Raw genomic sequence first — 14,814 nt, forward strand, 5'->3', positions numbered from 1 at the left:
TGTGTTCTCGAAGTTGACCTAGACGTCAACTTATTTATTTTATGAATTCAGACTACTTCCTGTTGACGTAAACGTCAACCTAAAATAACCTTAAAGTATTCACAGCCTGTAACGTTTCATTTGCAAGTATGAAATAAGGTTCTTTACAGCAGGTCCGTCACCGAGAAGAGGTTTATATGGTCGAACGCGAAGTCATGGAATTTGATGTAGTCATCGTAGGCGCAGGCCCAGCAGGTTTATCAACTGCGATTAGATTGGCTCAACAAGCACAAGAAAAACAACAAGAATTAATGATCTGTGTGGTAGAAAAAGGCTCTGAGGTGGGCGCGCACATTTTATCCGGTGCGGTTTTTGAAACCAAAGCATTGGATGAATTACTACCCGATTGGCAGTCATTAGGTGCTCCAATTACCACTAAAGTAACGCAAGATGATATTTACTGGTTCAATAATAGTGAAAAAGCCACCAGCATCCCCCACTTTGCTAGCCCTAAAACATTCCATAACGAAGGCAATTACATTGTTTCTATGGGTAATGTGTGCCGCTTTTTAGCTGAGCAAGCGGAAAACTTAGGGGTAGAAATCTTCCCTGGCTTTAGTGCGCACTCTTTAATTATAGAAGACGAGACCGTAAAAGGTATTATCACCGGCGATATGGGTCTTGATAAAGACGGCAATGAAAAAGATGGATACATGCCAGGTATGGAACTTAGAGCCAAATACACCGTATTTGCTGAAGGCTGCCGAGGTCATTTAGGTAAACAGCTAATTAAACACTTTGCCCTTGATAAAGATGCGTCACCACAGCATTACGGTTTAGGTTTCAAAGAAATTTGGCAAATCGACCCGAGTAAACATAAAGAAGGCACAGTAGTACATGGTACAGGCTGGCCTTTAACCGGTGATACCAGTGGCGGTGCGTTTATGTATCACAGTGAAAACAATCAAGTAGTTGTAGGTTTAATAGTTGATCTTAATTACTCAAACCCACATTTAAGCCCGTTTGATGAATTCCAGCGTATGAAGCATCACCCTGTCTTTAAAGATGTTTTAGAAGGCGGTGAACGTATAGCCTATGGTGCAAGAGCCATCGCTAAAGGCGGCCTACGCTCTTTACCAAAAATGCATTTCCCAGGTGGTTTACTTGTTGGTTGTGATGCTGGCACATTGAACTTTGCTAAGATCAAAGGTAACCATACTGCAATGAAATCAGGCATGGTTGCTGCTGATGTAATCGTAGCAGCTCTTAGCAACGGTAAAGAAAATGCCGATTTAGCTGAATATAAAACGGCCTTTGAACAAAGCTGGGCGTATAAAGAGCTTTACCAATCGCGTAACTTTGGCCCAGTTATGCATAAACTGGGTAAGTTCTTAGGGGGCGCTTATAACACACTCGATCAAAATCTATTTGGTGGCAGCTTACCGTTTAACTTTGAAGACAACATACCAGATCATGCCACCTTAGTTGCTGCTGATCAGGCCGAAAAGATCGACTACCCCAAAGCAGACGGCAAGCTTAGCTTCGATAAACTTTCATCGGTGTTTTTATCAAATACCAACCATGAAGAATCGCAGCCTTGTCACTTAAAACTTAAAGATAATAGCATTCCCATTAAAGTGAATTTAGTTAAGTTTGATGAGCCAGCACAACGCTACTGCCCTGCTGGCGTTTACGAAGTACAAGATGTCGAAGGTGAGAAAGAGTTTGTGATCAACTCACAAAACTGTGTGCACTGTAAAACATGTGACATAAAAGACCCAAGCCAAAACATTACATGGGTAACACCTGAAGGGGCTGGCGGACCAAACTACCCTAATATGTAATAACGCACGTTACTCATTTAATTAAAATTTATCCTAAATTGCAGGGGCTTCGGCCCCTTTTTTAGGCTATGCTGAAATTGTCGTGTTTAAAATAGTGAGTAAAGTATGCCGTCTTCAAGTGTAACCTTTCGTTTTTTAGCTGAACCTACCGATGTAAATTTTGGCGGTAAGGTTCATGGTGGTGTGGTCATGAAGTGGATTGACCAAGCTGGTTATGCCTGTGCTGCAGGTTGGAGCGGTCATTACTGTGTTACCGTCTCTGTTGCGGGTGTAAAGTTTCAGCGCCCTATTTTGGTTGGCCAAATTGTCGAAGTGAAAGCCAGTATCGCCCATACGGGTAAAACCAGTATGCAAATCTTTATTCAAGTACGCTGCGGCGACCCAAAAACACAAAACCTCGTTGAAACCAATCATTGTGTAATTAGTTTTATTGCCATGGATGAAGCAGGTTATCCTATTGAAGTCCCCTCTTACACAGCAGTTACTGATGAGGAAAAGAAAATAGAAAACTATGCGATAAAAATGAAAGAAATAGCCATAGAAACAGAAACATTACTACAAAAAGCATAACATGGCTTTGCTTTGCATTATTATACTGCACCTAGTAACTTCTACAGGGCACCCTGAAATTGTTACGAGCGCCAAACTGAATGCTTGATTATAGTTTCGACAAACTGCACAAAATTTCATTTATTCGGGCCTAAAAACAGTGATTTAGGCCTCATTTACAGTATGGCACGGTCACTGCAATACTCCTTGGGAATGAAGCGAAACATTCGTTTATTTATTTTATAAAGGAGCTATTAAATGATTAAAGCAATCTCAATTTCTGCAATTTCTCTAGCACTACTTGGTTTCAACAATGCTGCACATGCAGATATTACCGAGATGGATTCACCACGTATTTATACAGGTATTGGTTACGGCCAATATTCATTTGAGTTTGAAGACAGTGAAAATGACACTGACTTTGATGATGATGCACAAATGTTAAAAGGTTACGTTGGTACTCAATTTAATAAATACTTAAGCCTTGAGCTTGCATACCAAAACTTCGATGAAGCGAGTGATATCGATTCTAAAGTTGAGCTTGACGGTATCTCACTAGCTGCGCGTTTAGCAGCACCAATCACTGACAGCTTTTCTGTTTACGCAAAAGGCGGTTGGCTTGAATGGGATGCAGAAGTAGAACAAGACTTAGGTGAGCTTGGTAGCATTAGCGCTGACACTGATGGTGGCGATGTATTCTATGGTGCAGGTATTGAGTATGCTTTCACAACAAACATGCAAGTACGTTTAGAGTATGAACGTTACGAATTAGAAGATGATATTGACCCTGATATGGATGTGGCTTCGGTATCATTCCAATACATGTTCTAATTTAGACTGACATGTCTAATTTTAAAAAAGGCAGTCTCGACTGCCTTTTTTTGTGTTTGCATGTAAAATGTCGGCAGATTTCCTTAAGTTTAATACACAATGAGCGAATACCAACTAACTGCCGTCGGCCACATTCAATCTCCATACAAACAAAAGTTTGCAATACCTCGCCAACCTCGCTTGGTTCCTGAGGCTAAGGCAAAGCTGGTATTCAGTAGCGATTTCAATCGCGAAGAGTTTGTCCGTGGTCTCGATGAATTTAACCATATTTGGTTATTATTTAGATTTCATGAAACCGCTGATAAAGGCTATTCAGCAATGGTGAGACCCCCTCGCCTTGGCGGAAATGAACGTAAAGGTGTATTTGCTACACGTGCGACTTTTCGCCCTAATGCCATTGGCATGAGTGCAGTAAAACTTGAGGGCATTGAATATAAAAATGGTCAGTTATGCTTATTGCTCTCAGGTATTGATTTACTTGATGGCACACCGATTTTAGATATTAAGCCTTATTTGCCCTATTCAGATGCAATGACTGATGCGACCGCAGGTTTTGCCGATACCCGACCAGAAACAGATATGAGTGTTGAGTTTACTGATGAAGCACTGGCGTTTATCGAAAAACAAACTGAGCAACCAGAATTAAAAGCCTTTATTAGCAATGTATTAAAGCAAGACCCTCGCCCTGCTTATAAAAAGCAACGTGAGTCTGAACAAAGCTACGGCATGACCTTATATGATTTCAATATTAGGTGGCATGTTCGGGATAATCATAATACAGTGACCAGCATTGAAAAATGCTAATTTTTTAACACTTTTTTTAAAACATATCGCTTTAGTGTCAGTGCGTCCACTGGTAAACTTAGCGACTTGTTATTACTCAAACGTCTTGAGTAAACGATAATAATTTTAACACTACTTGGAATAGAGATGCGTACCAGTCAATATATACTCGCAACACTTAAAGAAACTCCGTCTGATGCAGAAATTGTTTCTCATCAATTAATGCTACGAGCAGGCATGATCCGCCGCGTTGCGTCGGGTTTGTATACATGGTTGCCCTCTGGTTTACGCGTACTTAAAAAAGTAGAAAACATTGTACGTGAAGAAATGGATAAAGCAGGCGCTATCGAAATGTTAATGCCTATTATCCAACCAGCTGACCTTTGGGAAGAGTCAGGCCGTTGGGAGCAATTTGGTCCTGAATTATTACGCATTAACGACCGTCATAACCGCCCTTTTGCACTGGGTCCAACACACGAAGAAGTGATCACTGATTTTGTACGTAAAGAAGTAAGCTCTTATAAGCAATTACCGCTTACTCTATATCAAGTACAAACAAAAGTACGTGACGAGGTTCGCCCTCGTTTTGGTGTCATGCGTGCCCGTGAGTTTACGATGAAAGATGCTTACTCTTTTCATTTAAGCGATGAGTGTTTAGAGAAAACATACCAAGTAATGCACAAGGCATATTGCAATATCTTCGAGCGTCTAGGCCTTGATTACCGCCCTGTTATCGCGGATACCGGCTCTATCGGTGGTAGCGTATCGCATGAGTTCCATGTACTTGCAGAATCAGGAGAAGATGCAATCGCATTTAGTGATGCAAGTGATTACGCTGCAAATATCGAAAAAGCAGAAGCATTGGCACCGACTGAAGAGCGCCCAGCAGCAACTAAAGAGTTAAAAGCATTTCCAACGCCAGATGCAAAAACCATTACAGAGCTTAAACAGCACTACGGTGTTAAACCTCATCGCGGCGTTAAAACACTTATCGTGTATGGTGCTCCAGATGAAAACGAACAACGTGGTTTAGTGGCGCTTGTATTACGTGGCGACCATGAGTTGAACGAGTTGAAAGCTGAAAAGCACCCGCTTGTAGACTCACCGCTTGAAATGGCAAAAGAAGAAGATATCGTTGCAGCGATTGGTGCAAAACCTGGCTCATTAGGCCCTGTCGGTCTTAAAATGCCAATTATTGTTGACCGTTCAGCTAATGTAATGGCTGATTTTGTTGCGGGTGCGAATAAAGACGACGAACACTACAGCGGCATTAACTGGGATCGTGACGTAGAAAGCTATGAAGTGGCAGATATTCGTAACATCGTTGAAGGCGACCCAAGCCCTTGTGGTCAAGGGGCACTGCAAATTAAACGTGGTATTGAAGTAGGTCATATTTTCCAACTGGGTACTAAGTACTCAGAGGCAATGAAAGCAGGCGTTCTGAGTGAATCAGGTAAAAACCAAGTCATGACGATGGGTTGTTACGGTATTGGTGTTTCACGAATCGTGGCTGCTGCCATTGAGCAAAACAACGACCAATACGGTATTAAATGGCCACAACCTATCGCACCATTTGATTTAGCAATCGTGCCTATGAACATGCATAAGTCTCATCGTATTCCTGATATTGCAGATAACCTTTACAAAGGTTTGAAAGAAGCTGGTTTAGATGTGTTATTTGATGACCGTAAAGAGCGCCCTGGTGTGATGTTCAACGATATGGAACTATTAGGTGTGCCTTTCACATTGGTGATTGGTGAACGTAATCTTGACGAAAATAAGGTTGAGCTTAAAAACCGTCATACCGGTGAAAAGCTAATGCTTGATTTAGATAGTGCCGCTTCCGAAATTGCCGCACTCGTTAAAGGCTAATTGAACCAACCTATACAAAATAGAAAAACCGCTTCGGCGGTTTTTTTGTTATTAGTATTTGTCATAGATGTTTCGCTAAAGCGTCTTTTAACTGTCATTGATTCTGCCTAGCATTTACTTTATTACACCATGAGTAAATGCCATGAATAACACCACTTGCAGTAGTAAAACCCACTATCCTGCCGTTTGGATTTCCGACGTTCACTTAGGTTATAAAGACTGCCAAGCGCAGTATTTATTGGATTTTTTGAATGCCATTGAATGCGACGTATTATACTTGGTCGGTGATATCGTCGATTTATGGTCCATGAAACGGCAATTTTTCTGGCATCCTAGCCATTATGATGTGTTAGCGCTTATTCAACAAAAAGCGAAAGATGGCACACGCGTCATCTATATACCGGGTAACCATGACGAAACGTTTCGCCAATATGCCGATGAGTCTTTATTTGGTATTGAAGTACATCAGCAATATATCCACACAACAAAAGCCAATAAACGTTTTTTACTTTTGCACGGCGATGATTTCGACTCAGCAACCCGTTACAACAAATTAATTAGTATTGCAGGTGATGCAGGATACGACTTACTGTTATTTTTAAATCGCTGGACTAACCGCATTCGTCGATTATTCGGTGGGCATTATTGGTCGTTGGCGTCATGGATCAAAGCACGAGTACACAAAGCCCGCGCAGCAATTGATGCATTCGAAAAAGCGGCTATTCATGAAGCAAAAAAGCAAGGCGTGGACGGTATTATATGTGGCCATATTCACCACCCAGCCGTTAAAGTAGTAGATGGGATTTTATATTGCAATGATGGCGACTGGATAGAAAACTGTACGGCTCTTGTAGAGAATGACTGTGGAAGAATTGAATTACTTCACTGGAGTGAAACACAAAAAGTAATTCACTCAGCAGACATCAGCAAGCTAATGCCAACCCCAGCCCATAATAAAGATGCCGCTTAGCCAAACTGATATTTATACCGATTCGCTTAATTAAGTGGTCTATTTTGAGGCAATAAATCCTCGTTGATAACAAGGCAAAAATTTCGTTATTTAGTTGTTCTAAATAAGAAATTTTTAACGCAGGTAGCGACAAGCTTTATCCCTCAAAATGATGAAGTATTATTGCAGATTGGTATTATCAGCATTAAGCCACATAACGAGTTTATTTCGAAGTGTGGCTTGTTTTATCGGCTTGGTAATATAGTCGTTCATGCCAACACTCAGGCACTTCTCTCTATCCCCTGCCATCGCACTTGCAGTCATAGCTATAATAACAATATCTTGAAAGCGCTCTGTTGCATTACCATATCTTATTTGTTTAGTACAATCATAGCCATTCATATTTGGCATTTGGCAATCCATTAAAATAAGGTCAAACTGCGTATCAGTATTTTTAAGTATCTCCAATGCTTCGATACCATCACCTGCAGATTCGATATTAATATTTGTATCGCGCAAAATAGCTTTACTCACTTCAATGTTGATCAGGTTATCATCGACAATAAGAATAGAGCGGTTACAGAAATCCACATCGACAATTTCTTTTTCCACTCTATCTTTATGATTCAATATTTGCCCTTCATATTTAAATAACGTTGCTAACCGATAAATAAGCTCATCCTGTGTTATCGGCTTTGACATGGCCACTGCATTGGCAGGTAACAAGTATTTTTTTTCTAATGCTGACACCAAACCAATCACTAATAACTTAATATCACTATTTTGACTAGCGAGATCTATGAAATCACTAATTTGTGGGTGCTTTTGATCAACGACGATAAGATCAAACTTACTCTTACTTTCTTTTTCCAATGAAAACAGTGACGTTATATTTTCCTCTTCTAATTGAGTAAAAGATTTTAATTGGCTTATCAAGTTTTGCTTTAAAGGTTCGTACAACAAGGAAAACGCAACTTTTTTATTCGCTAGTATAGCAGTTTGACTATTCGATTTACTTGGTTGACTGAGTGTCATCAAAACCGTGGCAGTAAAACAACTACCCTGACCTTTTTCACTCTCAACAGCAATATCGCCTCCCATTAACTGTGATAACTTGCGACTAATAGAAAGACCTAATCCACTCCCACCATAGTGCCGAGTTGTGCTTGAATCCTCTTGTGTAAAAACATCAAACAGTTTTTTTTGGCTACCTTTTGATATACCAATACCCGTATCTGTGACTTTGAAGGTTAATAAAACATTGTCATCCAGCATTTTTCGTTCACTGAGATGTAAACTAACAAATCCTTGATGAGTAAATTTAAATGCGTTACTCAGTAAATTATTGAGTATTTGCTTCAAGCGATGGCTGTCTCCAACAACGCCTCTGTGACTAACTAAACTTGAATCAAAGAGCACTTCTAAACCTTTTTTTTGACCTTGCACCGCCATTGATGTCATTAGATCATTACACACAGAGACAACATCAAACTCATGGTAATCTAAGTCAAGTTTGCCGGCTTCAATTTTAGAAAAGTCCAGAATATCGTTAATAAGCGTCATTAAGGACTGTGCACTACTATTGGCATAATGTAAGTACTGCTTTTGTTGAATTGTGAGCGGCTCAACTTCCAGCATTTCGAGCATACCCAGTACACCGTTCATTGGTGTACGTATTTCGTGCGAAATATTAGCAACAAATTGGCTTTTCGCCTTGCTAGCCGCCAAAGCTTGCTTTGTTGCCTCTTCTAGCTCTGCCGTACGATTTTGGACTTTTTCTTCAAGCGTTTCGTTTAGTTGCTCAAGTTGATGTTGTGCCCTTTTTAATGAATTTATATTACGTATTATTGCAGCGACTTGGACTTGTTTTTTAAGCGCATCAAAAATCGGGGCCAGAGTAATTGAGAAATAATGGCACTGTGTTTCATCTATATAAATGGCTTCAAACGAGCAGCGTTCATTATGTTTTATAGCTTGTGCAATTCCTTGAAAATCTTCATCATTGTAATTGAACAAGTTATCAAAATTTGTTTCCTTTTCTTTTATGCTAAAAAACTCTTTCGCAGTTTGATTGGCATTGCAAATAGTGCCATCAGGGGTAACCATAATAATTGCATCAGAGGAGCTTTCTATAATTTTGCTGTTTTTTTCTTTGAAAAAGCTCAATTCGAGTTTTCGGCTTATGTCACGCTGATAAATTATAAATAGCACGATAACAGCAATAATAATCAAACATAGCATGGCTATGAATTTATAGCGTTTACTTTTAATCTCATGCAACATAGTCTGGGTATCAACAGACACTGCCAGTGTAAGTGGCTTCATATCAATACCATTAGAGAACTGAATAACTTTCTTTAAATAAAGTTTCTCTGGCAAGCTCATAAAATCGAAAATATCAATTTGATCCATCGCCTGATTAGTTGAAAACTCTTGCTTCCAAAATCGCGCATTCCCTGACTCAAAGCTGAAACGATACGCTTCATTTGGATGATAAATAAATTGCTGATCAGCATTAAGTAGGTAGACATCAAAAATATCTGCTGTGTTTTCAACTAATCCGTTTAAAAGATCATCAGCATAATAATTGACGATCAAGACAGCAAAGGGCTCTCCGTACAGGTCACGTACTAATTTTGATACACGATACGTACTCACATAGGGGATTTGTATATGACCATTCTCTCTGTTGTAATTAATTGGCGAAACATAAATGTGGCCATTAGGTAGTCCCTTTGTTATTTGCATGTAGTCTCGATGACCTTTTAACTGCAAATCAGTTTCAGCTATGCGTTTTACTTCACCATTAATATTATCAACCCTGACAACTTCTTTACCTTCCTGTCCAACGTAAATATAGCGAGCTTGTGCTAAGTCGTTATCGGTAGTCATAAAGCCACTGAAGATCTTGGCTAACCTATCCTTCCAAGCTGATATTGGTGTGCCAAGAACAGGATCGATATTCTTATCGTTTGTGGCGCGCATAATCGCCATAATCGGGGGAGTTGCGTCTAAGAAATTAAGCGCAGAAATATTTTCTCTGAGTGTAGCGGTAAACCTATCCTCTTTTGTAGTTAGCTCTCGTTTCATTTGCTCTAATGTACGAGCATACACATCTTCACGGGTATCAAATTCAAATTTTATTATCGCAACGCACGCAAGAGAGATCAAAACCAACAGAGCAACAAAAGGAAGCTTGTGCCGATAAAAGAAATTAGTTGCTTGAAGCAAATCCATTGAATTAAAAAGCCTTATTTACCATTCTTCACAGAGTATAGGAGAATTTCATAATAAAGATGGGGTATAAGTAAAAAATATTAATCAATAAGGAGGTAATACAAGGTAACGTATTGAAAATATAAAAAAAGCACCAAATGGTGCTTTTTATTAGGTTGAAACAATACGTCTTTTATCTGAATAAGACATCTTCTTTATTAAACCATTTAACACAAAACGTGAGTAAAGCCCCTGCCACTATCACTGTCGCTAAGAAGATTAAACCCACTAATGTGTAATCTACTGTGCCTTTAATGATTTCTTTGATTGCCAACGCAACGTTTGTCACTGGAATAAAAGCGGTTTTGCTCGTGAGTTCAACATTTGGCATTAAGGCAACCATAATTGGAAAAATAACACCCATACTAAGTGGCGCCATGTAGTTTTGCGCTTCTTTAAAGGTTCGCGCATAAATAGAAATGGCCAACGCTAATGAAGAGAAGATTGCAGCAATAGGCAATAACAACACAAAAATCAATCCTAAATCTAACACGGTTAAAGAACTAAATGCGTTTTTAACAACCGCTAAATCAACAAAAGCAATGGCTATTGATATCCACACCCCCATACTGAGTACCGTTATGGTGGTTGTTGCAATTGAAGAAGCAAGTAAGGTTACAAACTTACCTAACACAAGCTGTGTACGCGTGATTGGTGTAAGTAAAAGCGTTTCGAGGGTTCCGCGCTCTTTTTCACCGGCACCTAAATCAATCGCGGGATACGTTGCGCCCATTAATACCAGAGGTATTAGTAGATAAGGAATAAATCCACCAATTTTCTCACCGAGATTTTCACGTTTATCTGCGGTGTCGACCTTCACCACTTTAACAGGTTCGATAATTGCCGCTTGTTGCTGCTCTGATACGCCAAAACTTAAAAGCTTTGTCGTGCGCAGTTTATCGCCATATTCTTTTGCAAGCTCCTTAACGCGGTCAAATAAAAAGTTAATTGCTTTCGCGTCGTTATACACAACTTGCCATTCGCTTTGCTTAGCGTTATCTAAAGTTTGCCTAGCGTCTGACGGCAAATAGATACCCATATCTATGGTGCCCGCTTTAACTGCTTTGGTAAGGTCCTCTACTGTATTAAAAGTTTCGTCACCTTTATATAAAGCAAAGCTCTTGTGGTAAAACACCTTATCGGTAAACTCTTGCGCGTAATTACCATTGATGATGGCGTAAGTATGGACCTCTTGTTCTGCCTCTAATGCTGCTTGTGAGCTAATAAATGCCATTACAGCAAATAATAATGGGAAAACAGCAACCGGCAGTGCGACCACGAATATCAATGTTTTACGGTCGCGTAACAGCTCTTTTAATTCCTTTTTAAATACTTCAAACATCACGACTCTCCGTCAAAATATTCATAAACGCTTGGTTTAGCTCTACGCTTTGCCCAGTTTGTTTAAACTCATCCAAGGTGCCATCAAAACAACTTATGCCTTGGTTTATCACCGCAACACGGTCACAAAGTAACGCAACCTCATCTAAATGGTGTGTTGAGAAAATGACTGGTGTACCTTGTTCTTTAAGGCCACGAATAAAGTTAATGACGGTTTGCGTAGTCATGATATCTAAACCAGTGGTAGGCTCATCAAGAATAACCACATCGGGGTGATGAACAACTGCACGGGCAATATTGGCTTTTTGCTTCATGCCTGTAGATAAATTCTCTGCACGTTTATCAATAAAGTTGTGCATATCAAGTAAGGTAAAAAGCTCATCACAACGTGCTGCTACCGCCTTTTTACTCATGCCATGTAAACGAGCAAAGTACTCAACGTTTTCTTTAACCGTTAAACGTCCGTATAAACCAGTACTCCCCGATAAAAAGCCGATTGATTTACGGCCAACTAAAGGTTTTTTAACAATATCGTGACCAGAGATGGTTATTGTTCCTTCATCAGGCTTGAGCGCTGTTGAGATCATTCTAAGTGTTGTTGTTTTACCAGCTCCGTTCGGGCCTAACAAGCCCAACACCTCGCCTTTATTACAGTGAAAGCTGACGTCTCTCACGGAATGAAAAAACTGCTTGTCTTCTCGGGGATCAATATTATCCGTGTTATTTTTTTTATGATCTTTTGTTAGCTTAAACTTCTTTTTAAGCCCTGCTACTTCAATCATTGCGTTTCCTTCGTTTCGGCCTAAAGTAGTCCGTGTTATTATAAAATTCTGGGTTATTATTCTCAGCCCACCAGCCAGGTACACCTAACAATGGTAAGGGTGACAAATTTTTATTGTCTCGCAAACAATCGTCAACTTTAATCATCTCATAGAGACGTTGATCTATATATGCATACTGCTCGGCTAAATCTTTACAAAATATGTCATCAGGTACAACAATAAATAATGCTTTACCCGTTAAACCAATATAAGGTTGTGTAAGCATTTCGTAGTTAGCATGACCAAACATGTAAGGACGTATAGTTTCACCCCATAATTCGCGCTGTAATACAAATGCCTGCTGCCATTGATGATCGCGTAATTGCTGTTGCCAGCTTTGTTCGGTAATGGCAAATACAACGCCGCATTCATCAAACAAGGTAAGTGCATTTCTGTGTTTACTGCGCTCTTTTAGACCATGCAGTTTAATTTCTTCAATGTGCTGGTGATTAATCAGCGCTTTGGTTCTTGGGAATAAACACCAAATAAAACCACCAAATAGATCATGCCAATTCTGCTGGCGTGTGGGTACTTGCCCTGTTTCAAAAATTATTTGTTCATAATACCGAGTTTCATCTGCAAACTTTTCATCCTCAGAAAAACGAATGGGGATCCCTTGCGAAGTCGTGGCGGTTAAAAATTGATTAAACCATTCACATGATGGCCAATCAGACAACTTATCTATATTAAACAGTTTGACTAAGTCAGCGAACGCACCGGTTGTAAGGTACTGGGTTGACCACTGTTCGGGGGCGGTAAATCGTTTCATTTCTTATAACATTTAACTTCTTGATGTATTGTGGCTAGTTTACCGCAAAAACTGGTTCTCATTAATAGAACCTCATATACTAATGCTACCTTAAAACAAAAAAGATTGATTATGGAACGTTATTTTTCAATGACAGTGATAGCAAGCGCGATGCTTGTAGGCTGTGCTTCAACAAGTAACACGTCAAATGATGTAGCTAACGCTTATCAGAGTATAAATTCACAGCAGTTAGCTGAACACATTAAAGTGCTTGCCTCTGATGAGTTTGGTGGTAGAGCACCTTCATCAAAGGGTGAAGAACTCACTCTAGCTTATTTAACTGATCAATTTAAAGCGCTCGGTTTTCAGCCAGGCAATGGTGATAGCTTTTTACAAGAAGTTCCGCTTGTTTCACTTGAAGCAGACTCAAACATGGTACTTACCATTGGTGGCAAAGATTACCAATACAAGAAAGATATGGTGATGGGGAGTAGCCGTATAAGTGCAAAACAAAGCATTAAAGACTCTGAGCTTGTTTTCGTTGGTTATGGTGTAAACGCGCCTGAATATAACTGGAACGATTACGAAGGCCTTGATGTTGAAGGTAAAACAGTTGTAATGCTGGTAAACGATCCGGGGTTTGCGACAAAAAACCCTGATTTATTCACCGGTGATGCAATGACCTATTACGGCCGTTGGACATACAAGTATGAAGAAGCGAGCCGTCAAGGTGCAGCAGGTGCGATTATCATTCACGAAACAGCGCCAGCATCTTATCCATGGTCTGTAGTTGAAAACTCATGGAGTGGTGAGCAATTTGGTTTCCAAAAAGAAAATAACAACATGGACCGTGTTGCTGTTGAGGGCTGGGTAACAACTGATGTTGCTAAAGAGCTTTTCACAAAAGCAGGCTTAGATTTCGATACGATGAAAGCCAATGCTGCTAAAGGCGCTTACCATGTTGATATGGGCGACCTAACAGCGAGTGTTGAAGTAAACAACACAATCAAAAAGTCAATTTCGTATAACTTCATTGCGACTTTACCGGGTAGCGAAAAGCCAGACGAGCACATCATTTATTCAGCTCACTGGGATCACCTTGGTACAGATAAAACGCGTAAAGGCGACCAAATCTACAATGGTGCCCACGATAATGCGACAGGTACTGCAGGCTTAATTGAAGTTGCTGAAGCGTTCGCTACTTTACCACAGCACCCTAGCCGCTCGATGACTTTCTTAGCAGTTACTGCTGAAGAACAAGGTTTACTCGGCTCGAAATATTATGCTGCAAACCCGGTTATCCCAGCATCACAAACGGTTGCTAACATCAATATGGATAGCTTAAACCTGTTAGGTAAAGTAAAAGATATCAGTGTTGTTGGTATTGGTAAATCAGAAATGGATAGCCTTTTAGAAACAGCTGCAAAAGCACAAGGCCGCACTGTATCTGGCGATCCTAAACCGTCTTCAGGTGGTTACTACCGCTCTGATCACTTTGCATTTGCAAACATGGGTGTGCCAGCAATGTACGCTGGTGGCGGCAGTGAAGCGCTTAATGAAGAAACCGCTAATTACCGTAAACGAATGAGCTTAGTGCTTCGAGGTTGTTACCATCAACCATGTGATCGTTACCGTGATGAGTGGGATTTATCAGGTGCGATTCAGGACCTTCAGCTATTCTATCAAGTAGGCTTTGATATTTCTGAGCGTGAAGAATGGCCTAAATGGAATGCAAACTCTGAATTCCAACGCAAATAAATGCAAATGAGATTGATTTTCATTTAAAATGGTACTACAGTGTAATCTGATTAATTTTTTAGG

Annotated in this window: 11 protein-coding genes; 7 read left to right on the forward strand and 4 right to left on the reverse strand. The window is 40.0% G+C overall.

Annotated features, from left to right (window positions below; genetic code table 11):
* Window positions 1-176 precede the first annotated feature (176 nt).
* The 6 genes from L3Q70_RS08620 (at window position 177) to L3Q70_RS08645 (ending at window position 6,828) form a co-directional block, all read left to right on the forward strand.
* Complete coding sequence (locus L3Q70_RS08620) at window positions 177-1,823, forward strand: electron transfer flavoprotein-ubiquinone oxidoreductase (protein WP_237114098.1); 1,647 nt, start codon at window positions 177-179, stop codon at window positions 1,821-1,823.
* Window positions 1,824-1,928: 105 nt separating this feature from the next.
* The gene (locus L3Q70_RS08625) at window positions 1,929-2,393 is read left to right on the forward strand and encodes an acyl-CoA thioesterase (RefSeq protein ID WP_054561436.1); all 465 of its coding nucleotides are present in this window, start codon (window positions 1,929-1,931) and stop codon (window positions 2,391-2,393) included.
* 237 nt (window positions 2,394-2,630) lie between these two features.
* On the forward strand, window positions 2,631-3,203 hold the full coding sequence (locus L3Q70_RS08630) for an outer membrane beta-barrel protein (protein ID WP_062569122.1): 573 nt from the start codon (window positions 2,631-2,633) through the stop codon (window positions 3,201-3,203).
* 99 nt (window positions 3,204-3,302) lie between these two features.
* Entirely contained in the window at window positions 3,303-4,007 is a 705-nt protein-coding gene (gene tsaA / locus L3Q70_RS08635; protein WP_237114099.1) for a tRNA (N6-threonylcarbamoyladenosine(37)-N6)-methyltransferase TrmO, read from the forward strand.
* A gap of 126 nt (window positions 4,008-4,133) precedes the next feature.
* Entirely contained in the window at window positions 4,134-5,858 is a 1,725-nt protein-coding gene (locus L3Q70_RS08640) for a proline--tRNA ligase (protein WP_237114100.1), read from the forward strand.
* 142 nt (window positions 5,859-6,000) lie between these two features.
* The gene (locus tag L3Q70_RS08645; protein ID WP_062569125.1) at window positions 6,001-6,828 is read left to right on the forward strand and encodes a UDP-2,3-diacylglucosamine diphosphatase; all 828 of its coding nucleotides are present in this window, start codon (window positions 6,001-6,003) and stop codon (window positions 6,826-6,828) included.
* Between the two features lie 159 nt (window positions 6,829-6,987).
* Here the strand turns inward: L3Q70_RS08645 and L3Q70_RS08650 are convergent, their stop codons facing one another.
* The 4 genes from L3Q70_RS08650 to L3Q70_RS08665 form a co-directional block, all read right to left on the reverse strand.
* Window positions 6,988-10,044, reverse strand: a complete 3,057-nt coding sequence (locus L3Q70_RS08650; RefSeq protein WP_237114101.1) for an ATP-binding protein — start codon at window positions 10,042-10,044, stop codon at window positions 6,988-6,990.
* Between the two features lie 172 nt (window positions 10,045-10,216).
* Window positions 10,217-11,425 carry an ABC transporter permease subunit gene (locus tag L3Q70_RS08655; RefSeq protein WP_237114102.1) on the reverse strand — a complete coding sequence of 403 codons (1,209 nt, stop codon included), beginning with the start codon at window positions 11,423-11,425 and terminating at the stop codon, window positions 10,217-10,219.
* Window positions 11,418-12,206 (reverse strand): ATP-binding cassette domain-containing protein, encoded by a 789-nt coding sequence (locus tag L3Q70_RS08660; RefSeq protein WP_237114103.1) that lies wholly within the window; start codon window positions 12,204-12,206, stop codon window positions 11,418-11,420. The genes L3Q70_RS08655 and L3Q70_RS08660 overlap by 8 nt, the downstream gene beginning before the upstream one ends.
* On the reverse strand, window positions 12,199-13,014 hold the full coding sequence (locus L3Q70_RS08665; RefSeq protein WP_237114104.1) for a DUF3025 domain-containing protein: 816 nt from the start codon (window positions 13,012-13,014) through the stop codon (window positions 12,199-12,201). The genes L3Q70_RS08660 and L3Q70_RS08665 overlap by 8 nt, the downstream gene beginning before the upstream one ends.
* 111 nt (window positions 13,015-13,125) lie before the next feature.
* On the opposite strand from L3Q70_RS08665, the gene L3Q70_RS08670 reads away from it, so the two are divergent.
* Window positions 13,126-14,751: a M28 family metallopeptidase gene (locus L3Q70_RS08670; RefSeq protein WP_062569130.1), complete on the forward strand. Its 1,626-nt coding sequence runs from the start codon at window positions 13,126-13,128 to the stop codon at window positions 14,749-14,751.
* Window positions 14,752-14,814: the final 63 nt, after the last annotated feature.

Origin of the sequence: Pseudoalteromonas sp. CF6-2, from assembly GCF_021729425.1 — a bacterium.
Lineage (GTDB): Bacteria > Pseudomonadota > Gammaproteobacteria > Enterobacterales > Alteromonadaceae > Pseudoalteromonas > Pseudoalteromonas arabiensis.

Bases quoted from the DNA above. Each gene is read 5' to 3' on its own strand.
- tsaA (WP_237114099.1), top strand. From the start codon at position 3,303: ATGAGCGAATACCAACTAACTGCCGTCGGCCACATTCAATCTCCATAC.
- L3Q70_RS08655 (WP_237114102.1), bottom strand. From the start codon at position 11,425: ATGTTTGAAGTATTTAAAAAGGAATTAAAAGAGCTGTTACGCGACCGT.
- L3Q70_RS08650 (WP_237114101.1), bottom strand. From the start codon at position 10,044: ATGGATTTGCTTCAAGCAACTAATTTCTTTTATCGGCACAAGCTTCCT.
- L3Q70_RS08665 (WP_237114104.1), bottom strand. From the start codon at position 13,014: ATGAAACGATTTACCGCCCCCGAACAGTGGTCAACCCAGTACCTTACA.
- L3Q70_RS08660 (WP_237114103.1), bottom strand. From the start codon at position 12,206: ATGATTGAAGTAGCAGGGCTTAAAAAGAAGTTTAAGCTAACAAAAGAT.
- L3Q70_RS08640 (WP_237114100.1), top strand. From the start codon at position 4,134: ATGCGTACCAGTCAATATATACTCGCAACACTTAAAGAAACTCCGTCT.
- L3Q70_RS08620 (WP_237114098.1), top strand. From the start codon at position 177: ATGGTCGAACGCGAAGTCATGGAATTTGATGTAGTCATCGTAGGCGCA.
- L3Q70_RS08625 (WP_054561436.1), top strand. From the start codon at position 1,929: ATGCCGTCTTCAAGTGTAACCTTTCGTTTTTTAGCTGAACCTACCGAT.
- L3Q70_RS08645 (WP_062569125.1), top strand. From the start codon at position 6,001: ATGAATAACACCACTTGCAGTAGTAAAACCCACTATCCTGCCGTTTGG.
- L3Q70_RS08630 (WP_062569122.1), top strand. From the start codon at position 2,631: ATGATTAAAGCAATCTCAATTTCTGCAATTTCTCTAGCACTACTTGGT.
- L3Q70_RS08670 (WP_062569130.1), top strand. From the start codon at position 13,126: ATGGAACGTTATTTTTCAATGACAGTGATAGCAAGCGCGATGCTTGTA.